Below are 23,313 nucleotides of genomic sequence, written 5' to 3'. Positions count from 1 at the left end.
ATGAGCACGATCGAACAGGAGACAGAGACAGAGGAGACGACCGACGAGTCGGCCGAGCCGACCGTCGAATCACCGGGAGAGCGCCGCCGGGCAGAGAAACGCGAGCGGACCCAGTCCCGAGAGGACCAGCGCGTCGACGAGGAGATCGACTCCTCGGAGGAGACGGTCACGCTCAAAGTCTTCCGCTACGACCCCGAAGTCGAGGGGAAAGAAGAGCCGCGGTTCGACGACTTCACCGTCCCCTTCCACAAGGGGATGACCGTCCTCGACGCGCTCATCTACTCGCGAGACCACTACGACTCGTCGCTGACCTTCCGACACTCGTGTCGGCAGGCCGTCTGTGGTTCCGACGCCCTCTTCATCAACGGCCGCCAGCGGCTGGCCTGCAAGACCCAGATCGCCGATCTCGACGCCGGGACGATCCGGATCGAGCCCCTGCCCCACCAGGAGGTCGTCAAGGACCTGGTCGTCGACATGGAGCACTTCTACGACCAGATGGAGGCCGTCGAGCCGTACTTCGACGCCGACGAGCTGCCTGACGACGAGCTCGAAGAGCAGCGCCAGGACCGCGAGAACCGCGAGAAGATCAAAATGTCCACGCGCTGTATCTGGTGTGGCGCGTGTATGTCCTCGTGTAACATCGCGGCCGGCGACAACGAGTATCTCGGGCCGGCGGCGATCAACAAGGCCTACCGCTTCGCGATGGACGAACGCGAGGGCGAGCAGCGCAAGCAGGAACGGCTCCGCATCATCGAGCAAGAACACGGCGTCTGGCGGTGCCAGACGCAGTTCTCCTGTACCGAGGTGTGCCCGAAGGACATCCCACTGACCGAGCACATCCAGGAGCTCAAACGGGAAGCAGTCAAGAACAACCTCAAGTTCTGGTAATCCTAAGGGAGACTAACAATGCACGAACACGACGTGATCGTGGTCGGTGCCGGCGGTGCCGGCCTCCGAGCAGCGATCGCAGCCGACGAAGAGGGTGCCGACGTGGCACTCGTCACGAAGCTCCACCCCGTCCGGAGCCACACGGGCGCGGCCGAGGGTGGCATCAACGCAGCACTGCGGGAGGGCGACGACTGGGAACTCCACGCTTACGACACGATGAAGGGGTCGGACTATCTCGGGGACGCCCCCGCGATCGACACCTTCGCCCAGGACGCCCCCGAAGAGGTCGTCCAGATCGAGCACTGGGGGATGCCGTTCTCCCGCGAGGACGACGGCCGCGTCTCGCAGCGTCCGTTCGGCGGGATGTCGTTCCCGCGGACGACCTACGCCGGTGCGGAGACGGGCCATCACCTGCTGCACACGATGTACGAACAGGTCGTCAAACGAGGCATCGAGGTGTACGACGAGTGGTACGTCACCAACCTCGCCGTCACCGACCACGACGACCCGGAGGATCGCCACTGTCACGGGGCCGTCGCCTACGAGATCGCGACCGGCAACGTCGAGGGCTTCTGGGCCCGCGACGGCGTCATCCTCGCGACCGGCGGTCTCGGACAGGCCTTCGATCACACAACGAACGCCGTCGCCAACACCGGCGACGGCTGTGCGATGGCCTACCGCGCGGGCGTCCCGCTCGAAGACATGGAGATGATCCAGTTCCACCCGACGACGCTGCCGTCGACGGGCGTGCTCATCTCCGAGGGGGTCCGTGGCGAAGGCGGGATCCTCTACAACGACGACGAAGAGCGGTTCATGTTCGAACACGGCTACGCGAACAACGACGGGGAACTCGCCTCTCGTGACGTGGTCTCGCGGGCCGAACTCACCGAGGTCAACGCGGGTCGTGGCATCGAGGACGAGTACGTCGACCTCGACATGCGCCACCTCGGCGAGGAGCGCATCCTCGATCGCCTGGAGAACATCCTCCACCTCGCGGAGGACTTCGAGGGCGTCGACGGCCTCGACGAACCGATGCCGGTCAAGCCCGGCCAGCACTACGCCATGGGTGGCATCGAGACCGACGAGAACGGCGAGACCTGTATCAGCGGGCTCTACGCCGCCGGTGAGACAGCCTGTGTCTCGCTGCACGGTGCCAACCGTCTCGGCGGCAACGCGCTGCCGGAACTGCTCGTGTTCGGCGCACGCGCCGGACACCACGCCGCCGGCAAGGACATGAAGACCGCCGAGATCGAGACCGGTCGCTCTGCCAAGAGCGAGGACGGCGACGTGTCGCCGCCAGTCCAGCCGGGTGCGATCCAGACTGGAGACGGGGACGTGGCCGCAGACGGCGGTGAGCGATCCGACGGATCGCGATCCTCGTCAGACCTCCGGGCTGACGGCGCGATGGTCGAGCCCAAGGAGACCCTGGAGCACACGGTCCAGCAGGAGCGAGAGCGAATCGAGACGCTGCTGGAAGCAGACGGCATCAACCACGCCGAGGTCCGCTCGAACGTTCAGGAGACGATGACCGAGAACGTCAACGTCTTCCGCGAAGAAGAGAGCCTCAACGACGCGCTGCGTGACCTCCGTCGCGCACGCGAGCGCTACGAGGACGTCGCCGTCGCCGACCCGTCGCGCACCTACAACACGGACCTGATCCACACCATCGAGACGCGCAACATTCTGGACGTCGCCGAAGCGATCACGCTCGGCGCGCTGGCCCGCGAAGAGTTCCGCGGCGCTCACTGGCGCGCGGAGTACCAGGAACGACGCGACGAGGAGTGGATCAAGCACACGATGCTGGCCTGGGACGACGGGACGCCGGAGTTGTACTACAAGCCGGTCCTGCTCGAGAGCCAGTGGAAAGAGTACGAACCCAAAGAGCGGTCGTACTGACCACGGCGTCGACCGCGATCGCCGCTGTCGACGCGACCCGCGACCTGATCGCCGGTCGTCCGTGGAGTCGACGCGTTTTCTCGACCCCAACCGCTTAGGCAGTGGCACACTTCCCTCGTGGTGATGCGACTCACCGGGACCGTCGTCGCCGACAGCGACACCGTCTACGAGGACGGCGCGGTCGTCACGAGCGGCGACGAAATCGTCGCCGTCGGCGATCGCCAGCGCCTGGTCCAGCAGTACCCGGACCACGACAGTCGGTCGTTCGACATCGTCGCGCCGGGGCTGGTCGGCTCGCACGTTCACTCGGTACAGAGCCTCGGACGGGGGATCGCAGACGACGAAGCGCTGCTGGACTGGCTCTTCGACCACGTCCTCCCGATGGAGGCCGCCATGGACGCCGAACAGATGCGGACCGCGGCGACGCTTGGCTACATGGAGTGTCTGGCCAGCGGCGTCACGACCGTCGTCGACCACCTCTCGGTCGCCCACGCCGACCAGGCCTTCGAGGCGGCCGGCGAGATCGGGATCCGTGGCCTGCTCGGCAAGGTGTTGATGGACCACGACGCCGGGGCACTCCAGGAGAACACCGACGCGGCACTGGCCGAGTCCGAGCGCCTCATCGAACGGTATCACGGGGCCTTCGATGACCGGATTCGCTACGCCGTCACGCCGCGCTTTGCCGTCTCCTGTACCGAGCGCTGTCTCAGGGGTGCCCGCGAGCTCGCCGACGCCTACGACGACGTGCGCATCCACACGCACGCCAGTGAGAACCGCGACGAGATCCAGACGGTCGAAGACCGGACGGGCATGCGCAACGTCGAGTGGCTCGACGAGGTCGGTCTGACGGGGCCAGACGTGACGCTGGCCCACTGCGTCTGGACGGACGAGACCGAGCGGGCGATCCTCGCCGAGACCGACACCACCGTCGTCCACTGTCCCAGCTCGAACATGAAACTCGCCAGCGGGATCGCACCCGTCGAGGGCTACTTGCAGCGGGGGATCACCGTCGCGCTGGGCAACGACGGCCCTCCCTGCAACAACACGCTCGACCCGTTCACCGAGATGCGCCAGGCGGCTCTGCTGGCGAAGGTCGACGGACTCGACGCGACGGCGCTGCCGGCCGCGACCGTCTTCCGGATGGCGACCGAACACGGGGGGCAGGCAACTGGCTTCGACGTGGGCGCTCTCACGCCGGGGCGGCCCGCCGACGTGATCGGCCTCGCGACGGACACCGCCCGCTCGACGCCGGTTCACGACCCGCTCTCGCACCTCGTCTTCGCCGCCCACGGCGACGACGTTCGGTTCACGATGGTCGACGGCGAGATCGTCTACGACGACGGCTCGTTCGCACGCGTGGACGGCGACGCCGTCCGCGCGGATGCTCGACGGCACGCAGACACGATCTACGCTGAGCTTTCGTCCAAGGATTAATGCCCGTTTCGTCCCAACGACAGGCCGCGGAAGGGTGGCTCAGTGGTAGAGCGCCGTGGACCGACTCCAGCACCGGTCGACGGTCGTCCCCTTCAGGGCTTCGCGTGGTTCGAATCCCGCCCCTTCCATCGTGCTCCGAACGACAGTGAGGAGCCGACGGTGTACGCGCGGCTTCATGCCGACGGGAGACTGGCGACCGACAGGACAGTGTCTCGTACGAGCGCTTCGGCTATCGATCGTGAAAAGCGTAGGAAAGGGGTGGTGGGTGGTGGTGGGTGCTGGCACCGGGATGGTGCCGTACTTACGCATTGTCGGTGGATGGTGATAAATGCGTCGGCCAATTATCAATGGATATAATTGGGGTGGACGGCCGCCGTTCTCTCCACTCTGACAGTACCGTTCGAGTGTTCTGCCCAGTGCCGACGGCCGGTACCGACTCCGCGACGACTCTCCCGAAGTAGTCGAGTCGGAAACTGCGTGGGACCGGATTCGAACCGGAAGAAGACTCGCTCACGCTCGTCTTCTGGGGCTCGAATCCTCGGGACGATCTTGCCACTCACGAGCTTGTTCGTGGCAAAAATGCGTGGGACCGGATTCGAACCTGCGGAAGACGGTCGGCCTCGATTCACTCGGCCGCTGCGACTTCCCGGGTTCGAATCCTCGGGGCGATCTTGCCACTCACGGGCTTGTTCGTGGCAAAAATGCGTGGGACCGGATTCGAACCGGCGGACCCCTACGGGACAGCGCCCTCAACGCTGCGCCGTTGGCCTGGCTTGGCTACCCACGCTCGTTGCGTCGTGCGCATTCAGTCCTATTCCGTGGTTGGGTAAAAGCGCTTTCGTTTGCGACTCTCCGCGCGAACCTCTCACACTCGCGACAAAGCGGGCATTTCAAATACGTTCGGTCCGCTACGGCCCGCATGGCAAAATACTCGACCGGCAGTGGCAGTGGCAGCGCCGGCGAGAGCTGTGAACTCTGTGGCGCGTCCGACGCCGACCTCGAAACGGCGAACGTGGCGGGGGCGACGCTGCAGGTGTGTGCGGACTGCTCTCAGCACGGTGAGACCTCGAAAACCGAATCGTCCGACGGTTCTCGTGGTGACCGAGACACCGATCGAAAGCGCCGTGCGGCCCAGAACGCGGCCAAGATGGCCGACGCACAGCAGCCCGACGCCTCCCACTGGGAGGACGGCGCGAACTACGAGGACGACCAGCTCCCGTATCTCGTCTCCGACTACGGCTCCGTGGTGACCGAGGCACGCCAGGACGCGGGCCTCCAGACCCAGGAGCTGGCCGAGGAGCTGGATGTCGACGAATCCGACGTTCTCGCCGTCGAACAGGGCCGTGCGACGCAGGCCGGCGTCGGCGGGTCGGTCGTCGCCAAGCTCGAAGACTTTCTCGACGTCGAGCTGACCGAGTGACGGGTACGCCGTGGCACCTATTGGCAATGGGGCTGTACGTAGCGTATGGAGCTCTCGTCCGAACAGCGTGCGATCCGTGACACCGTCCGCGAAGTCGCCGACGAAGAGATCAGGCCGGTCGCACGCGAGTGTGACCGCGAGCAGACGTTCCCCGAGGACGCTTGGGACACGCTAGCCGAGATCGACGTGACTGGCCTGACAGTGCCCGAAGCCTACGGTGGCCTCGACGTGGACCGCCAGACGTACGCGGTCGTCAACGAGGCCGTCGCCCACGGCTCGCTGGCGGTGGCGACCGCGCTGTCGGTCCACTGTCTCGCGACCTCCTGTGTCGCGACGTTCGGTGACGAGCAGCTCCGGGAGGCGTGGCTCCCCGATATGGTCGCGGGCCGTCCGGTCGGGGCCTTCGCCCTCTCCGAGCCCGAGGCGGGGTCGAACCCTCGCCAGATGCAGACCGTCGCGCGCCGCGAGGGCGACGAGTACGTGATCGACGGCGAGAAGGCCTGGATCACGAACGGACAGCGCTCCGGAGTCGTAATCGTCTTCGCGAAGACCGACCCGGACGATCCGGACTCGGTCACCCAGTTTCTCGTCCCGAAAGACAGCGACGGACTGACCGTCGGCTCGAAAGAGGAGAAGCTGGGGCTGCGAGCCAGCGACACGACGACGCTGACCCTCGATGGCGTCCGCGTCCCGGACCGGTACCGGCTCACCGAGGAGGGCCGCGGGCTCGCTGCGGCCCTGTCGATCCTGACCGGCGGACGGGTCGGGATCGCCGCGCAGGCGGTCGGCCTCTCGCAGGCAGCCCTCGACGAGACCGTCGACTACGTCACGGAACGCGAGCAGTTCGACGGCCCGATCGGCGACATCCAGAGCGTCCGGCACACGATCGCGGAGATGGAGACGACCGTCCGGGCTGGCCGCGAGTTGACGCACGCGGCGGCACGAGCCATGGACCGCGACGAGGACACCCGTGCGAGCGCCAGCGTCGCGAAGTACTTCGCCACCGAGGGGGCCGTCGACGTGACCCAGCAGGCCGTCCAGCTCCACGGCGGCTACGGCTACACGACAGAGTTCGATGTCGAGCGATTCTACCGAGACGCAAAGGTGACGACGATCTACGAGGGGACGAGTCAGATCCAGAAGAACGTCATCGCTCGCTCGCTCCTCTCCTGATTTCCGACACGACGGCGCTCCGAGCGCGTCGGCAGTGCCACCAGCCGGTCTCTCCGCTCCGCTAGGGACGGCGAAGCGACCGAACGCTCTTCTCTGTCGGGGCCGTGCCCACGTGTATGAGTGCCGACTACGACGCCGTCGTCTACGACCTCGATGGCACGCTCGTGCGTCTGGCGGTCGACTGGGACGCGGTCGCGAGCGACGTCGACGACGTGTTGCAAGCACGCGGCGTCGACACGGCGGGCCACTCGCTGTGGGACATGCTCGAACTCTCAGCGCAACGGGGCCACCGCGACGCGGTCGAGTCGGCTATCGCCGATCACGAACGCCCGGGAGCGCGCGACTCGGAACGACTCCCGGCGCTGGACGAACTGCCCCTGGACGTTCCCGTGGGTGTGTGTTCGCTCAACTGCGAGGCGGCCTGCCGGATCGCCCTGGAGACCCACGGCGTCGAGGGCCACGTCGATGCCGTCGTCGGCCGCGACTCCCTGTCGGCGTACAAACCCGATCCGGCCCCGCTCCGGGCGCTGCTTGCGGAGTTCGACGTGTCGCCGTCGGCGGCCCTGTTCGTCGGCGACTCGGAGAGCGACGCGACCGCTGCGCGACGCGCGTCGATGGACTTCCAGTGGGTCCGCGAGCGTCACTCCCTGTAGCGTGCGTAGGCGTACACACCGGCGGCGGTACAGAACCAGACGACGGCACCGACCCGGATCGCGAACTCGGCCCACTCCGCCCAGCCCGTCAACTGGACGAACAGCGAGAGGGTGGCGACGATCGGCGCGCCGACCAGGATGGTCGTCACGAAGGTCATCTGCATGACCCAGCCGAAGTCGACGCCATCCGGGTCCGTCTCCTCGACGTGTGGCATGGCACACACTCGTGGTGTCCGGCGCTAATCAGTTACGGAACCGTCGAACGCGCGTGCCTGTGAGTGCATGGCAGGGCTTATGCGCCGGGGCGTCCCAGCCCAAGCCATGCGGGCCAAGGACATTCGCGCGAAGGCAGGTGAGGAGCCGGTGACGATGCTGACGGCCTACGACGCACCGACCGCGGCGGTCGTCGACGAGGCCGGCGTCGACATCGCGCTGGTCGGCGACTCGGTCGGGAACCTCCGTCTGGGGTACGACTCGACGCTGCCGGTCACCGTCGAGGAGATCGCCAGCCGCACCGCTGCGGTGGCGCGGGCCACAGAGGACGTGTTCGTGCTCGCGGACATGCCCTTCCTCTCGTACGGTGCCGACGAGGCCGAGGCGATCCACAACTGCGGTCGCATGGTCAAGGAGGCGGGTGCGGACGGGGTCAAACTCGAATCCGGCCCCCACACCGTCGATCTCACCCGTCGGCTGACGCAACTGGGCATCCCGGTCCAGGCACACCTCGGACTGACTCCCCAGCGCGAGAACGAGACTGGACTGTTCCGCCAGGGCACCGACGAGGAGTCGGCCACGGAGATCGTCGAACTCGCACGGGCCCACGAGGAGGCCGGCGCGTTCTCGCTCGTCCTCGAACACGTCCCCGCCAACCTCGGTGCGGCGGTCACGGACGCGCTCGACGTTCCGACCATCGGCATCGGTGCCGGCCCCGACTGCGACGGCCAGGTCCTGACCGTCGACGAGGTGATCGGCCTCTCCGAGGACGTGGCCCCCTTCTCCAAGCGCTTTGGCAACGTCCGCGAGGAGATGGCGTCCGCGATCGAGGGGTACGTCGACGCCGTCGAAGACGGCACCTTCCCGGCCGAAGAACACAGCTACGTCGAGGAGGAACTGGACGACCTGTACTGATCGAGCGCAGGCCGTTCGGTCGTCGTGACGGCGGCGAATTCGTTCGTTTGACGGGGGTATAGAAGATATGATACCAAAATGTTGATTTACAATCCAATAAGTCACTTCTCTATGGTCTCTGATCGGTCCCCCACAGAAGATATCCTCCTTCGGACGAATCTATGGCGGTGGCTCAGTGTGGTGTTTGCTCCGTTCGTTCTCACGGTTATCGTGCTCACTGCTGTGTTCACCGTGACCGGCGGTGAGTCACCGATTCCGCGCCTATCGACCGGTGTTTACTCACTTCTCAGTGCCCTCGTCGTCGTATTGCTCCTTCTACGGCTATCGCCGACGGTCCGGGCGGAGGTGTTTCCGACACAGATTCCGAAGCGGACAGAGGTCGGTGCCGTGATCGCAGCAACGCTGGTGACGGTGCTGCTATTCGATCCTATCGGTACGTTCATTGCGGATGTCTTCGGCAGCGGTGGTGGAACCGCCGACGCGTTCGATTCGTCACTCGGGGCAGCTATTTTCGTCGTCAGTTCCGTGGCCATCGCACCGATCGTCGAGGAGTATCTGTTCCGTGGTGTTGCCCTCGACGCACTTCGCTCGAGGTACGGCGTGGCAACGGCCATCGTCGGGTCGAGTGTACTCTTCGGCGGAATCCATTTTTTGACCGGGGGCATCTCGGTGCTTGTTTCGGCGACGCTTTCGGGGTTCCTGTACGCGGGGATGCGCGTCAAGTTCGAAAACCTCACCGGAGCGATCGTCGCTCACCACTTGAACAATCTCTACTGGGTCTTGACGATGGCCGGTGTACTTCCGAATGTGGTTCCGACGTAATGACGCCGAGAGAGCCCGTCACTTCGCACACCCACTACCCAGCGTTCATAGCCGCTTCGACGACCGAAGCGACCTCACGTCGCCCGTGACTGCTCGATACTGCCGAGGAACGAGGCGACGGCGTCGTCGAACGCTTCCGGCTGCTCGATCATCGCGAGGTGTGCAGTGCCGGGAATGGTCTCGAACTCCCCCGCCGGGATCTCCTCGGCGAGGGTCTCGTGGTACGACGGCGGTGTGAGGCGGTCGTGCTCGCCACACAGTGCCAGCGTCGGCACGTCGACCTCACCGAGTCGGTCTCGAACGTCGAATCGATGGCAGGTCTCGAAGTCCCGGCGCGTCACTCCCTGTCCGACGGCGCGCATCGTCTCGATCGAGTGCTCGCGCGCACGCTCGGGCGGGTCGTGGAAGAGCATATCCTCGCCGTGCAGGAACGAGACGGCCGCCTCGAAGTCGGCCGCCAGATCGTCCCGGAGCGTCTGGACCACCGGGAGCTTCGCGCCGCTGCCGGCGAGGACGAGCCCGTCGAGCGGGACGGCGCGTCGCAGGACCGTCGCCAGTGCGACCGCACCGCCGAGCGAGTTGCCGACGAGGACCGCCGCGTCCGTCGCTTCGGCGACGGCCACCACGTCGTCGACGTAGCTCGTCAGCGTCGCTTCACCCGGTGGGGTGTCGACGTCCTCGCTCGCGCCGTGGCCGCTCAGATCGAGCGCAACGGCCGACGACGCCGGCCCACTCGGCGCGTACTGCTGGCTCCAGAGCGCGTGTGTGCCGGCGCTGCCGTGGACGTACAGTACTGTGGTGCTCTCGCCTTCGCCCGGGACGGACCGGTACGCCGTCGTCCGCCCGTGGTGTTCGACCGTCTCCATGCCACTGCTTTCGTGGGGATCCCGTATAGTGGTGGGGCCGGCGTCGGTGTGAACCGCAATCAGTGGGTTCTTTCTCTGTCCGAACGCCTTATTGCGATTTTTGCCGAAAGGTTTATATACTCGCCTCACTAACTCGTAGTTAGCATGACTGACCAACAGCAGCTTGTCGGCGATGCCCCGTTACGACGCTACGAGTACGACGACGCGGTCGTTCTCGCGGCGGACATCGGTATCACCGGCGATGCGACGGTCGACGTCGTCGACGACACCGCGATCGTCGTCGTCGGTGACGAGCAGTACGACTTCGATCTCCCGGCGGGTGACGCACGAGCGTTTATCCGGAATGGGGTTCTCACTGTCGAGATGAGCGAGGTGTCCCACTGATGAAACTTACCGTCAAACCACTCAAGCAGAAAGACGCTGGACGCGGTCTCGCGGCCGTCGACCGGGCAGCGATGGACGAGATGGACCTGGAGAACGGCGACTACATCGTCATCGACGGCGAGGGCGGTCGCGCGGTCGCCCGCGTCTGGCCCGGCTACCCCGAAGACAGCGGCAAGAACGTCGTTCGAATCGACGGCCAGCTCCGACAGGAAGCCGGCGTCGGCATCGACGACCAGATCGAGGTCGAGAAGGCCGACGTACAGGTCGCAAAGCAGGTCACCGTCGCCCTGCCCCAGAACCTCCGGGTGCGGGGCAACGTCGGTCCGATGATCCGCAACAACCTCAGCGGCCAGGCGGTCACGCAGGGCCAGACGGTGCCCGTGAGCTTCGGGCTCGGCCCGCTATCGAGCATGAGCGGCCAGAAGATCCCGCTGCGGATCGCCGAGACCGACCCCTCGGGGACGGTCGTGGTGACCGACCAGACCGACATCGAGGTCAGCGAGAAGCCCGCCGAACAGATCGCGGGCGACGCCCCGACCGAGGGCGGCGGCGAAGCCACGCCGGACGTGGCCTACGAGGACATCGGCGGCCTCGACAGCGAACTCGAACAGGTCCGCGAGATGATCGAGCTGCCGATGCGCCACCCCGAACTGTTCCAGCAACTCGGCATCGAGCCGCCGAAAGGCGTCCTCCTGCACGGCCCGCCGGGCACCGGGAAGACGCTGATGGCCAAGGCCGTCGCCAACGAGATCGACGCCCACTTCACGACCATCAGCGGCCCGGAGATCATGTCGAAGTACTACGGCGAGAGCGAAGAGCAGCTCCGCGAGGTCTTCGAGGAGGCCGAGGAGAACGCCCCCGCCATCGTCTTCATCGACGAGATCGACTCGATCGCGCCAAAGCGCGGCGAGACCCAGGGCGACGTGGAACGCCGCGTCGTCGCACAGCTCCTCTCGCTGATGGACGGGCTCGACGAGCGCGGTGACGTGATCGTCATCGGCGCGACCAACCGCGTCGACGCCATCGATCCCGCACTGCGCCGTGGTGGCCGCTTCGACCGCGAGATCGAGATCGGCGTCCCGGACAAGGAGGGCCGCAAGGAGATCCTTCAGGTCCACACCCGCGGCATGCCACTCTCGGAGGACATCGACCTCGAGTCCTACGCCGAGAACACGCACGGCTTCGTCGGTGCGGACCTCGCACAGCTGACCAAGGAGGGCGCGATGAACGCGCTGCGGCGCATCCGCCCCGACATCGACCTCGAAGCCGACGAGATCGACGCCGAGGTGCTCGAATCGCTGGAGGTCTCGAAGCAGGACTTCAAAGAGGCGCTGAAGGGGATCGAACCCAGCGCGCTGCGTGAGGTCTTCGTCGAAGTCCCAGACACCTCCTGGGAGTCCGTCGGCGGCCTCGAAGACACCAAAGAGCGCCTGCGCGAGACGATCCAGTGGCCACTGGAGTACCCCGGGGTCTTCGAGCAGATGGACCTGCAGGCCGCCAAGGGCGTCTTGCTCTACGGCCCGCCGGGCACCGGGAAGACGCTGCTGGCCAAGGCCGTCGCCAACGAGGCCCAGTCGAACTTCATCTCGATCAAGGGCCCCGAACTGCTGAACAAGTTCGTCGGCGAGTCCGAGAAGGGCGTGCGCGAAGTGTTCAGCAAGGCCCGAGAGAACGCCCCGACCGTCGTCTTCTTCGACGAGATCGACTCGATCGCGGCCGAGCGTGGCTCGGGCGGCGGCGACTCGCAGGTCGGCGAACGGGTCGTCTCCCAGCTACTGACCGAACTCGACGGGCTCGAAGCGATGGAGGACGTGGTCGTGATCGCCACGACCAACCGGCCCGACCTCATCGACTCGGCGCTGATTCGCCCCGGTCGACTGGACCGTCACGTCCACGTCCCGGTCCCCGACGAGGACGCTCGCCGGGCGATCTTCCAGGTCCACACTCGTGGCAAGCCACTGGCCGACGGCGTCGACCTCGACCAGCTCGCCCGGAAGACCGAGGGATACGTCGGTGCCGACATCGAAGCGGTCGCCCGCGAGGCCTCGATGGCCGCGACCCGGGAGTTCATCAACAGCGTCGATCCCGACGACATCGACGACTCCGTCAGCAACGTCCGCATCACGATGGACCACTTCCAGCAGGCGCTGGACGAAGTCGGACCGAGCGTCGACGAGGACGTGCGAGAGCGCTACGACGAGATCGAAGAGCGCTTCGACCACGCCGAGGCGGAGCTGGACGACGGCGAGACGGTCTCGCGAACGTTCCAGTAGTACCTTTTTACTTCGGCGGGTTTCCTCGGGCCTTCGGCCCTGCCTGAACCCCCGCTCGCAAAAATCTACGCTAAAAACACGCCGAAAGTCGCGCTCTGCGAGCGCGCTTGCGGCGAACCGCCTCACTTCGCTCGGCGGACGTTCGTGGTTCAGTCCACCGTGTCTACCGAATCGGATCACGACAGCGTCACGCTCACTCTCCCATACTCTGTTCGAACCGATCTCGTCCGCCGTCACGGCTGTGTCCTCTACGAGATCGTGGCAGAAGCCAGCGACGACGTGTTTCTCGTAGTTCCAGTAACTGCGTACTTACTGAATTTTTGGCTCGGACGCGGCTTCTGTCCGGAGCTGGACGAACGCGTCGGCCAGGATGCCGTAGTTGACGATCGTGACGATGGAAATGATCGTCAGGATCACGATCTGTCCGACGGCCGGGCCAGCCATCGCGAAGAGGGAACTCAGACCGCCGACCGCGCCCGCGACGATCCCGACGATCAAGACGAGCCCGAACAGTCGCCAGCGGTTGCCCGTCGCGAGCTCCCAGCTCCGTCGGAGCGCGTCGATCGGTCCCTGATCTTCCACGCCGATCGCGAAGAAGGCGAACGTGAAGCTCACCGACAGGAAGAGGCCGGGGACGACGAGCGCGATCAGTCCGAGCGTGACGGTGATCGAGACGACGACGTTCGCGACCACGGCGGCGACCAGTGCCCGGCCGACGCGGTGGGTGAACAGCTCGCTCGGGAGCGACGACAGCTCGCCGGGTTCCCGCACGAGGAGTCGCGTCGCGACGAGGAGGACGTACGTCCCGAACAGGATCGAGACCACTGCCAGCAACCCGGAGACGCTCGTCGAGATCGGCAGCGTCAGCCCGATCTGTCCCTGCTGGGCCGTGTCCGGCAACAGGCCGGCGACGGCCGTGTTGATCGAGCCGACGAACACCAGTTGATACGCGACGGTCAATGCCATCAGGGCGATACCACTCGTCGACAGCGCACGTCGGCTTCCGCGGCCGAGTGCAGTTCCTATCTGGAGGGTCACGACCGAATCCACTCCCGGACGGGACTTAAATGGTGAACGTGAGTTACAGAGCCAGAAAGTTTACAGTTCTGTTCACGAAGACGGGAGAGTATTCTCCATTCGTTCATCGCTCGGGACAGCTACCGGGAGAGATTAGCGTTTGACATCCTCCTCCGCGTGAACGCGGAGGAATCCCGAGCGGTGGGAGTTTCAGGTCTGTAGTCCAATCACCGGACTCCCAGTCCTTTCGGGCACGGGTAGTCCCACAGTGTCGGACTGGTGGACTGCTGGCCATGCCAAGTGGCCGTTACCCCTATCCTCGACCGTATATGGCGTCCCGGTGTTGTTTTTGCCACAGGGACGCCAGTAGGCGTCAGCAGAGTCGGGGGTACCTTCTGACTCGCTTTGAGCAGTCGGCACAGACACACTCTGCTGGAATGTGCGTTCACCGACTCCCCTTTCGGATACTGTCTCATTGCGTGGGTGGACAGGCCACCTCCGAAGGACGGTTCGGAATCCGCTCCGTTCCGACCGATTCCTACCTACTGATAGGGTTCCCTGTCGCTTAAACACCAGTATTCTGAAACTCAGAATGCTGTCGAACGTGGATACTTTCCCCAAGTGACGGCGCGTATCCACGGCGTGAACGCCGTGGTATTGCGCCTGTTCAGCGTATAAGGTGTCTAGATGCACGACACCACAATTAGGGAAACGCGTTTTACTGACTCTACTGTGAGTGAAGGTAACATGGTACAGTGTGACAGCTGCGACGCCGACGTCCGCGAAGTGTGGCGACACCGCAAACACGCCGAATCGATGACCCACCGGAGTATCGAGTGGGTCTGTCCCGACTGCCACCCGGAGCTGCCCGCGACGGCCGAGACGCCGCCCAGCGCCGGGAGGGCCATCGCCGACGGTGGCCAGCCGACTGCAGCGTGTCCGATCTGCTCGGCGGCGACGGTCAACGGACAGGGCCTGTGCAGTTGCACCGAGTGTGGCTGGACCGGACGGCTCTGACATCGCCGCCTGTCACGATCTCTGGCCCGTCTTCGCGAGGGCCGCACGGTAGCTCCCGTCCCGGTTGGGTCGGATCACGTCTTCGACGCTCCAGGGAGTCGGGACCGTCGCTTCTCGCAGTCGCTCCGGACCGAACAGTCGAAACTGCAGAATCTCGCTCGTCTCGCCCTCGTACTCGAAAGTCATCACCCGGTGGGCGAGTCCCGGCGTCGGGTCCGCTCGGTAGCCGACGAGTTCTTCGGTCCCGTCGACGGCCGGATCGTAACTGTGGACGACGGCGGTCGCGTCTGCCGTCGTGACGTGGGCCAGATCGGCGAGAAACTGCCGGAGTCCGTCCATCGAGCCCGCGAGACACATCTGCGTGCCGATGGCCAGGGCCGACTGGAAGCGGTCGCGCTCGAAGCGGTCGGGCAGCGCGAACATGTCGCCACGTCTGGCGTCCTCGACGCCTCGCTCTCGCATGGTCTCGACGAGCGCGTCGCTGGGCTCGATGGCGACGGTCTCGAACCGCTCCTGGAAGTACAGCGCGTGTCGGCCGGTGCCCGCCCCGAGATCGAGCAGGGGGCCGTCGAGCCAGGCTTCGAGCCACTCGCCGTGGCCCTCACCGTCGAACGGTTCGAAGTAGAACGTCTCGATGGGGTGTTCTTCGGTGTCGTCGCCGTCTCTCACGAGCAGGGGAGCCGACCGCTCTCCCCGGTGGTGGTCGCGGATCGCGCGGCCGAACGCGTCGGACATGGACGACGGTGGTCTCCCCTCGAACTTGTGTGTTATTGTGACATGGTGTCGTGGGACGTGATAGCGATCGGCCGCGTCAGTCGAGGTCAGTCAGAATTTCCTCTGCGTGTCCCTCGGGCGAGACGCCCTCGTAGACGCGTTCGATCACGCCGTCGGGGTCGATCACGTACGTGTTCCGGAAGACGCCGTCGAAGGTGTTTCCGAACATGTTCTTCTCTCCGTAGGAGTCGTACTGGGCGGCGACAGCGCCGTCCTCGTCCGACAGGAGCGTGAACGGGAGGTCGTACTCCGCCGCGAAGGCCGCCAGGTCGTCGACGGGGTCGTCGCTGATCCCCAGGATGGCGACGTTTCGATCCGCGAACGCGTCCCACTCGTCGCGGAAGCCACAGGCTTCTTTGGTACAGCCCGGCGTGTCGGCTCGGGGATAGAAGTAGAGGACGACGCGCTGGCCCTCGTACTCCGAGAGTGCGACGGTCTCGCCGTTCTGATCTGGCAGTTCGAACGTCGGGGCGGTGGCTCCGGCTTCGAGCATGTCGCTCTCTCCGTGGGGGCGTCCCAAAGCCGTGGCGTTCCACGAACGCAACCGCCTTGTCCGCGCGGACCAACTGCCGCCCATGGAACGACTGGTCCGAGAGCGTACCGGGGTCCTGACGACCCTCCTCACGATCGTCTCGCTGGCGCTCGTCTTCGGTGCCGTCTTGCGGGTCGGTCCCGCGACGGCGCTGCCCGCAGCGCCCGACTCCGTCCTGGCGGCGATTCCCCACGCCAACGCGGCGATCAGCGCGACCGCGATCGGGACGATCGTCGTCGGCGTCCGTGCGATCAAGCGTGGCGACGTTGGCCGCCACAAGCGACTGATGGCGACGACGTTCGCGCTGTTCGTCGCCTTCCTCGTCCTCTATCTGTACCGCGTCTCGCTGCTCGGCCCGACCGGCTTCCCCGAGAGCGCGCCGGCCTGGATCGAGACGTACGTCTACTTCCCCGTGCTGGCCGTCCACATCCTGCTCGCGATCGTCTGCATCCCGCTGGTGTACTACGCGCTCTTGCTGGCGTACAGCCATCCCATCGCCGAGCTACCGGACACGCCACACCCGCGCGTCGGCAAAGCAGCGGCTGGCCTGTGGCTGATTTCGTTCGCCCTCGGAATCGTCGTCTACGCGATGCTGTACTGGCTGTTCTGAGACGGTCGGAAGAAGATCGCGGGGCTCAGTCGTCGGCTTCCATCGTCTGGTCGCCGATGACGGGGCGGTCGACCTCGCGGTCGGTCTCCTCGCCCTCGATGTCGTAGGGGTACTCGCCGGTGACACAGCCCAGACACAGCTCGTCCTGGCCCTTGTCGAGGCTCTGTGCGATGGCCTCGACCGAGAGATACGACAGCGAGTCGGCCTGGATCTCGTCGCGGATCTCCTCGATGGACCGGTCGGCCGCGATCAGCTCGTCGCGGGTGGCCATGTCGATGCCCATGTAGCACGGCGAGATGATCGCGGGGGCACCGATGCGGACGTGGACTTCCTCTGCGCCCGCGTCCTTCAGCAGCTCGATCAGCTGCGTCGAGGTCGTCCCGCGGACGATCGAGTCGTCGATGATGGTGACGGTCTTGCCCTCGATCGTCGACTTGATCGGGTTCAGCTTGAGCCGCACTGCCCGCTCGCGCTCGTCCTGGGTCGGCATGATGAACGTCCGGCCGACGTACCGGTTTTTCATCAGCCCCTCGGCGAACTCGATGTCGACGCCGCTCTCCTGGGCCGCCTCGGCGTAGCCGGAGGCGAAGGCGCGCCCGGAGTCGGGCACCGGGAGGACGACGTCGCTGTCGACGCCGGACTCGTCCCAGAGCTTCCGGCCCAGTTCGCGCCGCACCTCGTAGACCAGATTGTCGTCGATGGTCGAGTCGGGGCGCGCGAAGTAGACGTGTTCGAAGAAGCAGTGGGCCGTGTTCTCCTGTTCGACGAGCTGGTAGCTGTCGAAGCCGGTGCCGTCGTCGTGGAGCACGACCAGCTCGCCGGGCCTGACGTCTCTGATCAGCTCGCCGTCGAGCGTGTCGATGGCGGCCGACTCCGAGGTGAGCACGTAGCCGTCGTCGAGCTTGCCGATACACAGCGGGCGGTTGCCCTCCGGATCACGAACGCCCATGACGGTGTCGTCGTGAGAGATCGTCAGGGCGTAGGAGCCGTGGATCCGTGACATCGTCCGCTTGACCGCACGGACGAGGTCGGCTTCGAGGAGGTTCCGGGCCAGATCGTGGGCGATGACCTCCGTGTCGCCGTCGCTCGTGAACGCGTGGCCGAGGTTCGCGAGTTCGTCGCGAATCTCGTCGGCGTTGACGAGGTTCCCGTTGTGGGACAGTCCCAGCGAGCCGGACTTGAACGAGACCGAGAACGGCTGTGCACAGCAGGAGTCGACGCTGCCGGCCGTCGGATAGCGAACGTGTCCGATCCCGTTCGAGCCGTTCAGCGACGCCAGATCGTCGGGCTCGAACACGTCGCCGACCAGCCCCATCTCGACGTGGCTGTGTTGCTGGAAGCCGTCGTGGGTGACGATACCGGCCGACTCCTGGCCGCGGTGCTGGAGCGCGTAGAGAGAGTAGTAAAGCGGGCGGGCGGCGTCACGGTCTTGGAGTGCGATGCCGACGACGCCGCACTTTTCGTGCATGTTGGGTTATTCGCCGGATTTGCTCTGCCACTCGTAGTCGCGGCGTTTGGCCGAGTTACCGAAGCCACACGCCGAACAGACTTTCTTCTTTGTATGATAGGACTTTTCGCCGCACCGACGACACTTCGTGTGCGTCGTGGTGTTCTTCTTACCCTGGCTCGGAGTTCCTGCACCAGTCATGGTTTGATAGAGACGACGTTGTCGCCGCGTATAATCGTTGTGTCTTCGTCTTCGATGACGAGATTCATGTGCTGATCGTAGCCCGAGAGCTCACCTTCGTACAGCTCGCCGCCCTTGAGATGTACGGTGACTGTCTCGCCCAGTGACGCCTCGAGCACGTCGAGCGGTCGTCCACTCATACCCCAACGGGCTGGCGACGAGTGTATAAACGTACCGCTTGCGAACTCACAGGTCGACGCTGAACGGCGCGAGCGCGTCGGCCTGGGCCGCGAAGCCGGCCAGGAGGTCTGCCACGGCTTCGAGGTCTGCGGGGTCGATCACCTCGACGGGGGTGTGCATGTAGCGGTTGGGGAGACCGACGTTGAGCGACGGGATCCCGCCACGCGACGTGTAGAAGGCGTCGGCGTCGGTGCCGGTTCGGTTGCCCGTCGCCTGCAACTGCACGTCGATGTCCTCGGTCTCGGCGGTGTCTCTGACCGCGTCGACCAGCACGGGGTGGTTCGCGCTCCCGCGGGCGATCACCGGGCCGTCACCGAGCGCGACGCCGCTGGAGCGCTTTCCCGGCGAGTCCGGCTGGTCGGTCGCGTGGGTCACGTCCACGGCGATCGCGGCGTCTGGATCGAGGTCGAAGCCGACCATCTTCGCGCCCTGGACGCCGACTTCCTCCTGTACCGTCGAGACGGCGTAGACCGTCGCGTCGGTACCGGTCTCTGCGGCCCGGCGCAGTCCCTCCGCGGCCGCCCAGATGCCGATTCGGTTGTCCATCCCGCGGGCCGAGAGGTAGCCGTTCTGCAGTTCGCTGATCGTCTGTTCGAAGGTGATCGGGTCGCCACGCGAGACCAACTGTTCGGCCTCGTCGCCGTCCTCGGCCCCGATGTCGACGTGTTGTTCGTTGATCCCGGGCACGTCGTCGTCCTCGCCGTTTCGCAGGTGGATCGCCGTCTGTCCGACGACGCCGTCGATCGGGCCGTCGTCGGTGTGGACGGTGACGTGCTGGCCCCGCGAGACGGTGCTGTCCGAGCCGCCGATGCGGTCGATCCGAAGGAAGCCGTCGTCGGTCACGTCCCGGACGATGAAGCCGATCTCGTCGCCGTGGCCCGCCAGCGCGACCTCGGCGTCACCGCTTCCCTTCAGCACTGCGACGGCGTTGCCGTAGTCGTCGACTCTCACCTCGTCGGCGTACGATTCCACGTAGTCGATCCAGACTCGCTGGCCCGCCGTCTCGTAGCCGGAGGGCGTGGCGGTCGAGAGCAGTTCGTCGAGAAACCTGCGTCGGTCCTCGTCCATGGCCGGGCTTTCGCCGGCATCCGTCATGTATCTTGCCAGAGACCTGCGGGTCGTGTTTAGTTAAGCGTGAAAAGTGAGGCGGGAGAACTTCTTGGTGCTCTATGCCAGAAATCACCCGCCTCAGTGGGAGTAGAGAGTGGATTGATTTGGATTTTATGGAGCGTGAGCGGACACCCGAACCGGCGATGGCGCTGGGTATTCAGTCCCATCTTGCGGGACTCTCGCTGTCGAATACCGTCGATTTGCTCGAAGCACTGGGTGTCCAACGCAGTCGGAAGGCGATCCACGATTGGGTTCAGAAAGCCGATCTACAGCCAGACTCTGGCCGATCTCCGAATCAAGTTGCGGTGGATGAAACAGTGATTCGGATCAACGACGAGCAATTTTGGCTGTACGCCGCCGCAGATCCCGCCACAAACGATCTGCTTCACGTTCGTCTCTTTTCGACTACCACGACTTCCCTCACCGAAATCTTCCTGCGCGAACTTCGGCAGAAACATGATGTCGAAACTGCCGAATTTCTCGTTGATGGCGCTCAACACCTCCAAACTGCGCTACAACGAGCAGGACTGCGATTTCAAATATCTCGCCACGGAAATCGGAATGCTGTCGAACGGATTTTCCGAGAACTGAAGCGCCGAACCTCGTCGTTTTCGAACTGCTTCAGTCACGTCGAACCGGAGACAGCCGAAAATTGGCTCCAAGCCTTCGCCAGCTGGCACAATGCTCCAAACTAAACACGACCGACCTGCGGGCGAAGCGATAAGTGTCGCCCGTTCGAAACGCCGCCATGGCCGAGTTTACGTTCCTCGAACTCCACCTCGACGACGCGACGATCACGAACAACGCACCCTATAGCGGTGCCCAATCGGAGTCACAACGAGCGGACACCGACGACGAGGACGACAGCGGGCGTTCGATCGTGCGACTACTGGCGGTCGCGCTCGGCGTCGCCGCCGTCGCGGCGGTGGCCGGACGCGCACTCTCCGGGGGCGAGGGTCTGGTCGACACCGACGATCTGTCTTGATCGGCCGGTCTCCCCACTGTTTGGTCATTAGTTTAAGTAGTTTCAGTGAGAACACGTTTCTCGTGAGTCAAACAGACAATCCCGAAGAGCGCATCGACGAAACGACCACCTGGCCCGACCTCGCGATCAGCCTCTACGACCGCCTGACCGGCCGCAACGCCGAGATCACGTACGAGTTCGAGGATATGGAAGTCGACGTGCCAAGCGGCACCGGCGACGACGCCGACCACGCTCACTGGCGGGTCGACGGAACGCTCCGGGTCACGACCCGTGAGCAAGACTGATCGGTTCCCGCCGCTGTCGGTCGACGCGGAGCTGACCCTGACCGTCGACGGCCACGAGTACTACGTCCGCGATCGCGGGAACCGGCTCGTCGTCGACGCACCGACGCTCTCGGCGGCGCTGGCGTTGCGCGATTCGCTGCCGGAGGGTGGCGTCGGCAGGCTCCTCTCGACGACCGACCTGACCGTCGACGTGGCGGTCCACGACGCCGTCGTCGCCACCACCGGTCCCAGCGCCGACGGCCCGATCGGGACGACTGTCGGTGGGTCGCCGACGACGGTGCGACCCGCTGGACTGGCCACGGCACTCGTCCGCGAGGGGCGGGCTCGCCCGGTCGCCACGGCGGCTGTGGTGGCGACTCTCCTCGCGCTGGTCTGGCTCGTCGGACGCGCGGTCGACGCCGTCGGAGCCGACTAGTCCGGAGTCCGAAGACGGGAACGGACCACGGGGAGAAGGCCTATCCCGACCCGTCGCCTTGTGCGCGTATGGGATTGTACCACAGCGTGCAGGCCGTCGCCGGGGCCTCCGGTGACGGACCGATCGACTGGAACGCCGTCGCGGCGGCGGCCAAGAGCTCGACCGATCCCGGCTCGCTGGCACTCACCGATCGGCAGGAGGCGGCCTACGCCGACGACGTGCGTGCCGCTCGCGACCGCGTTCGGAACGTCGCCGACGTCGGCTTCGACCTCCCGGAGACCGTCGAGATCCAGAACCGCCACCACTGGATCGACGCCAACGTCGAGACCTTCGAGCGGGTGATGCGCCCGATCGAACAGCAAGCCGACCTCATGCCCGGCGTCGCCCGTGTCGCCAACACCGGCTCGATGGCGTTCGCGCTCTCCTTTCTGGGCCGGAACGTCCTCGGCCAGTACGACCCGCTCTTGCTGGCCGACGACGGCGACGACCACGCGCTGTACTTCGTCCACCCGAACATCGAACAGGTCGCGTCGACGCTCGCCGTCGACCCCGACCGCTTCCGTCGCTGGATCGCCTTCCACGAGGTCGCCCACGCCGCGGAGTTCGGCGCGGCCCCGTGGCTCTCCGATCACCTGGAGTCGACGATGGAAGACGCCATCGGCGCGCTCACCGAGGGGTCGATCGACCGGGCCTCGCTGGGCGAACTCGACACGACGATGACGGCCGTCGAAGGGTACGCCGAACTCGTCATGGATCGTGCTTTCGACGACGAGTACGACGACCTCCGGCGCAAGCTCGACGAGCGCAGAGGCGGCCAGGGACCGATCGCGAAGTTGATCCGCAGACTGCTCGGGCTGGGGATGAAGCGCCGCCAGTACGAACGGGGGAAGGCCTTCTTCGACGCCGTCGCGGACGAGCGAGGCGTCGCGGGGGCCGGGAAAGTCTGGGACAGCCCCGACTCGCTGCCGACCGACGCCGAGCTGGACGATCCCGCCGCGTGGCTCCGTCGCGTCGACCCGTGACGCCCCGATGGCCAGCAAGCATATGGTCGCTGGCGCGAACCCATCTGTATGCGCAAACTGGCGATTCTCCTGTCGGTCGCGCTCGTCGCGACCACGGCCGGCTGTGGCTTTCTCCTCGGCGACGAAGCGCTCGCGTTCGAATCTGCACCCGCGAGTGTCAGCGACGAGGCCCTCTCCGAAACTGGCTACGAGCAGACGCTCAATGAGAGTCAGACGGTCTCTCGGGAGTTTACCGTCGCGGGCCAGAGTCGGCAGGTCAACGTGACGAACCACCTCACACAGTACGAGCGTTCGATCGACCTCGGCCCGCTGGGCGAACAGCGGGCGGCGGTGTTCGCGACGTTCTCCAGCCCGGAGGTGAGCGTCGCCTCCCAGACGTTCAACCCGATCAGTGACATGTCCAACCGCGAGCTGCTCTCGCAGTTTGGCTCCAACTACGACGGTCTCAGCGTCGGCCAACAGGTCGAGAATCAGACGCACACGGTACTCGGATCCGAGGCGGGCGTCGAGAAGTACGAGGGGACGGCGGAACTCGGCGGACAGTCCATCGACGTGTACATTCACGTGACGACGGTGAAACACGACGGGGACTACGTCGTGGCGCTGGGGCTCTACCCACAGCAACTCTCCGGCGAGGAGACACACGTCTTCGCGATGCTCGACGGCCTCCAGCACGGCGAATGACCGAGTAGGCTCTCGCCTCGCGACTGCTGTCACGTCGTCGGCGCGGCCCGCCATCTCGG

At 65.5% G+C, this 23,313-nt stretch carries 27 protein-coding genes and 2 tRNA genes; 19 read left to right on the top strand and 10 right to left on the bottom strand.

All coding sequences use genetic code 11. The annotated features are described in order from the left end of the window. The 4 genes from ACAH01_RS10400 (at position 1) to ACAH01_RS10385 (ending at position 4,346) form a co-directional block, all read left to right on the top strand. Positions 1-888: a succinate dehydrogenase/fumarate reductase iron-sulfur subunit gene (locus ACAH01_RS10400; protein ID WP_170094079.1), complete on the top strand. Its 888-nt coding sequence runs from the start codon at positions 1-3 to the stop codon at positions 886-888. Between the two features lie 18 nt (positions 889-906). Beyond that, positions 907-2,784, top strand: coding sequence for an FAD-binding protein (locus tag ACAH01_RS10395; protein WP_153553208.1), 1,878 nt, complete (start codon positions 907-909; stop codon positions 2,782-2,784). 123 nt (positions 2,785-2,907) lie between these two features. Continuing rightward, entirely contained in the window at positions 2,908-4,218 is a 1,311-nt protein-coding gene (locus tag ACAH01_RS10390) for a 5'-deoxyadenosine deaminase (protein WP_372479124.1), read from the top strand. A gap of 28 nt (positions 4,219-4,246) precedes the next feature. Continuing rightward, positions 4,247-4,346 (top strand) — tRNA-OTHER (locus ACAH01_RS10385). Positions 4,347-4,920: 574 nt separating this feature from the next. On the opposite strand, the gene ACAH01_RS10380 is transcribed toward ACAH01_RS10385, so the two are convergent. Beyond that, positions 4,921-5,005 (bottom strand) — tRNA-Leu (locus ACAH01_RS10380). Between the two features lie 132 nt (positions 5,006-5,137). Here ACAH01_RS10380 and ACAH01_RS10375 point away from each other — a divergent pair. The 3 genes from ACAH01_RS10375 to ACAH01_RS10365 all read left to right on the top strand — a co-directional run bounded on the left by ACAH01_RS10375 (position 5,138) and on the right by ACAH01_RS10365 (position 7,464). Continuing rightward, complete coding sequence (locus ACAH01_RS10375; RefSeq protein ID WP_372479123.1) at positions 5,138-5,638, top strand: multiprotein-bridging factor 1 family protein; 501 nt, start codon at positions 5,138-5,140, stop codon at positions 5,636-5,638. Positions 5,639-5,683: 45 nt separating this feature from the next. After that, the gene (locus ACAH01_RS10370) at positions 5,684-6,811 is read left to right on the top strand and encodes an acyl-CoA dehydrogenase family protein (RefSeq protein WP_372479122.1); all 1,128 of its coding nucleotides are present in this window, start codon (positions 5,684-5,686) and stop codon (positions 6,809-6,811) included. A gap of 116 nt (positions 6,812-6,927) precedes the next feature. Next, positions 6,928-7,464, top strand: a complete 537-nt coding sequence (locus ACAH01_RS10365; protein WP_372479121.1) for an HAD family hydrolase — start codon at positions 6,928-6,930, stop codon at positions 7,462-7,464. On the opposite strand, the gene ACAH01_RS10360 is transcribed toward ACAH01_RS10365, so the two are convergent. Continuing rightward, positions 7,452-7,679 (bottom strand): DUF5822 domain-containing protein, encoded by a 228-nt coding sequence (locus ACAH01_RS10360; protein WP_170094085.1) that lies wholly within the window; start codon positions 7,677-7,679, stop codon positions 7,452-7,454. The genes ACAH01_RS10365 and ACAH01_RS10360 overlap by 13 nt on opposite strands. Before the next feature lie 106 nt (positions 7,680-7,785). On the opposite strand from ACAH01_RS10360, the gene panB reads away from it, so the two are divergent. Both panB and ACAH01_RS10350 read left to right on the top strand, forming a co-directional pair. Then, a complete protein-coding gene (gene panB, locus ACAH01_RS10355) occupies positions 7,786-8,592 on the top strand; it encodes a 3-methyl-2-oxobutanoate hydroxymethyltransferase (protein ID WP_170094086.1) in 807 nt (268 codons plus the stop codon). Positions 8,593-8,703: 111 nt separating this feature from the next. Next, on the top strand, positions 8,704-9,414 hold the full coding sequence (locus ACAH01_RS10350) for a CPBP family intramembrane glutamic endopeptidase (protein WP_170094087.1): 711 nt from the start codon (positions 8,704-8,706) through the stop codon (positions 9,412-9,414). Positions 9,415-9,488: 74 nt separating this feature from the next. Here ACAH01_RS10350 and ACAH01_RS10345 read toward each other — a convergent pair whose 3' ends face one another. Further along, complete coding sequence (locus ACAH01_RS10345) at positions 9,489-10,280, bottom strand: alpha/beta fold hydrolase (RefSeq protein WP_372479120.1); 792 nt, start codon at positions 10,278-10,280, stop codon at positions 9,489-9,491. A gap of 144 nt (positions 10,281-10,424) precedes the next feature. On the opposite strand from ACAH01_RS10345, the gene ACAH01_RS10340 reads away from it, so the two are divergent. Further along, positions 10,425-10,664, top strand: coding sequence for a hypothetical protein (locus ACAH01_RS10340; RefSeq protein ID WP_153553217.1), 240 nt, complete (start codon positions 10,425-10,427; stop codon positions 10,662-10,664). Then, positions 10,664-12,937: a CDC48 family AAA ATPase gene (locus ACAH01_RS10335; protein WP_372479119.1), complete on the top strand. Its 2,274-nt coding sequence runs from the start codon at positions 10,664-10,666 to the stop codon at positions 12,935-12,937. The genes ACAH01_RS10340 and ACAH01_RS10335 overlap by 1 nt, the downstream gene beginning before the upstream one ends. A gap of 309 nt (positions 12,938-13,246) precedes the next feature. Here the strand turns inward: ACAH01_RS10335 and ACAH01_RS10330 are convergent, their stop codons facing one another. Then, positions 13,247-13,903, bottom strand: coding sequence for a hypothetical protein (locus ACAH01_RS10330; RefSeq protein ID WP_240937023.1), 657 nt, complete (start codon positions 13,901-13,903; stop codon positions 13,247-13,249). Between the two features lie 798 nt (positions 13,904-14,701). Here ACAH01_RS10330 and ACAH01_RS10325 point away from each other — a divergent pair. Then, complete coding sequence (locus ACAH01_RS10325) at positions 14,702-14,971, top strand: hypothetical protein (RefSeq protein ID WP_372479118.1); 270 nt, start codon at positions 14,702-14,704, stop codon at positions 14,969-14,971. A 12-nt stretch (positions 14,972-14,983) separates the two neighbouring features. On the opposite strand, the gene ACAH01_RS10320 is transcribed toward ACAH01_RS10325, so the two are convergent. Both ACAH01_RS10320 and bcp read right to left on the bottom strand, forming a co-directional pair. Next, entirely contained in the window at positions 14,984-15,706 is a 723-nt protein-coding gene (locus tag ACAH01_RS10320; protein WP_372479117.1) for a class I SAM-dependent methyltransferase, read from the bottom strand. 76 nt (positions 15,707-15,782) lie between these two features. Further along, on the bottom strand, positions 15,783-16,238 hold the full coding sequence (gene bcp / locus ACAH01_RS10315) for a thioredoxin-dependent thiol peroxidase (RefSeq protein WP_372479116.1): 456 nt from the start codon (positions 16,236-16,238) through the stop codon (positions 15,783-15,785). An 82-nt stretch (positions 16,239-16,320) separates the two neighbouring features. Here bcp and ACAH01_RS10310 point away from each other — a divergent pair, with 82 nt between their 5' ends. Beyond that, on the top strand, positions 16,321-16,887 hold the full coding sequence (locus ACAH01_RS10310) for a DUF420 domain-containing protein (RefSeq protein WP_170094095.1): 567 nt from the start codon (positions 16,321-16,323) through the stop codon (positions 16,885-16,887). A 25-nt stretch (positions 16,888-16,912) separates the two neighbouring features. Here ACAH01_RS10310 and purF read toward each other — a convergent pair whose 3' ends face one another. Genes purF through ACAH01_RS10290 form a run of 4 tightly spaced genes read right to left on the bottom strand, consistent with a single transcriptional unit; the run spans position 16,913 to position 19,822 of the window. Continuing rightward, the gene (purF, locus tag ACAH01_RS10305) at positions 16,913-18,355 is read right to left on the bottom strand and encodes an amidophosphoribosyltransferase (RefSeq protein ID WP_170094096.1); all 1,443 of its coding nucleotides are present in this window, start codon (positions 18,353-18,355) and stop codon (positions 16,913-16,915) included. Between the two features lie 6 nt (positions 18,356-18,361). Next, on the bottom strand, positions 18,362-18,535 hold the full coding sequence (locus ACAH01_RS10300; RefSeq protein ID WP_015763051.1) for a 50S ribosomal protein L37e: 174 nt from the start codon (positions 18,533-18,535) through the stop codon (positions 18,362-18,364). Next, positions 18,532-18,714 (bottom strand): LSM domain-containing protein, encoded by a 183-nt coding sequence (locus tag ACAH01_RS10295; protein WP_015763052.1) that lies wholly within the window; start codon positions 18,712-18,714, stop codon positions 18,532-18,534. Before ACAH01_RS10295 ends, ACAH01_RS10300 begins: the two co-directional genes overlap by 4 nt. Positions 18,715-18,760: 46 nt before the next feature. Continuing rightward, entirely contained in the window at positions 18,761-19,822 is a 1,062-nt protein-coding gene (locus ACAH01_RS10290) for a M20/M25/M40 family metallo-hydrolase (protein ID WP_170094097.1), read from the bottom strand. Between the two features lie 101 nt (positions 19,823-19,923). On the opposite strand from ACAH01_RS10290, the gene ACAH01_RS10285 reads away from it, so the two are divergent. The 6 genes from ACAH01_RS10285 to ACAH01_RS10260 all read left to right on the top strand — a co-directional run bounded on the left by ACAH01_RS10285 (position 19,924) and on the right by ACAH01_RS10260 (position 23,254). Next, complete coding sequence (locus tag ACAH01_RS10285; protein ID WP_372479081.1) at positions 19,924-20,559, top strand: IS6 family transposase; 636 nt, start codon at positions 19,924-19,926, stop codon at positions 20,557-20,559. Positions 20,560-20,612: 53 nt separating this feature from the next. After that, entirely contained in the window at positions 20,613-20,849 is a 237-nt protein-coding gene (locus ACAH01_RS10280) for a hypothetical protein (protein ID WP_372479115.1), read from the top strand. Positions 20,850-20,911: 62 nt separating this feature from the next. Further along, positions 20,912-21,133 carry a hypothetical protein gene (locus ACAH01_RS10275; RefSeq protein ID WP_153553227.1) on the top strand — a complete coding sequence of 74 codons (222 nt, stop codon included), beginning with the start codon at positions 20,912-20,914 and terminating at the stop codon, positions 21,131-21,133. Next, complete coding sequence (locus ACAH01_RS10270; RefSeq protein WP_372479114.1) at positions 21,120-21,548, top strand: hypothetical protein; 429 nt, start codon at positions 21,120-21,122, stop codon at positions 21,546-21,548. The genes ACAH01_RS10275 and ACAH01_RS10270 overlap by 14 nt, the downstream gene beginning before the upstream one ends. Positions 21,549-21,616: 68 nt before the next feature. Further along, on the top strand, positions 21,617-22,570 hold the full coding sequence (locus ACAH01_RS10265; RefSeq protein ID WP_153553229.1) for a zinc-dependent metalloprotease: 954 nt from the start codon (positions 21,617-21,619) through the stop codon (positions 22,568-22,570). A 48-nt stretch (positions 22,571-22,618) separates the two neighbouring features. Further along, positions 22,619-23,254 (top strand): DUF6517 family protein, encoded by a 636-nt coding sequence (locus ACAH01_RS10260; protein WP_372479113.1) that lies wholly within the window; start codon positions 22,619-22,621, stop codon positions 23,252-23,254. The last annotated feature ends 59 nt before the right edge of the window (positions 23,255-23,313 follow it).

The sequence above is a fragment of the Halomicrobium sp. HM KBTZ05 genome (assembly GCF_041530035.1).
Classification (GTDB): domain Archaea; phylum Halobacteriota; class Halobacteria; order Halobacteriales; family Haloarculaceae; genus Halomicrobium.
Note: the sequence above shows the minus strand (reverse complement) of the source record. Positions and strands in the feature narration are given on the sequence as shown.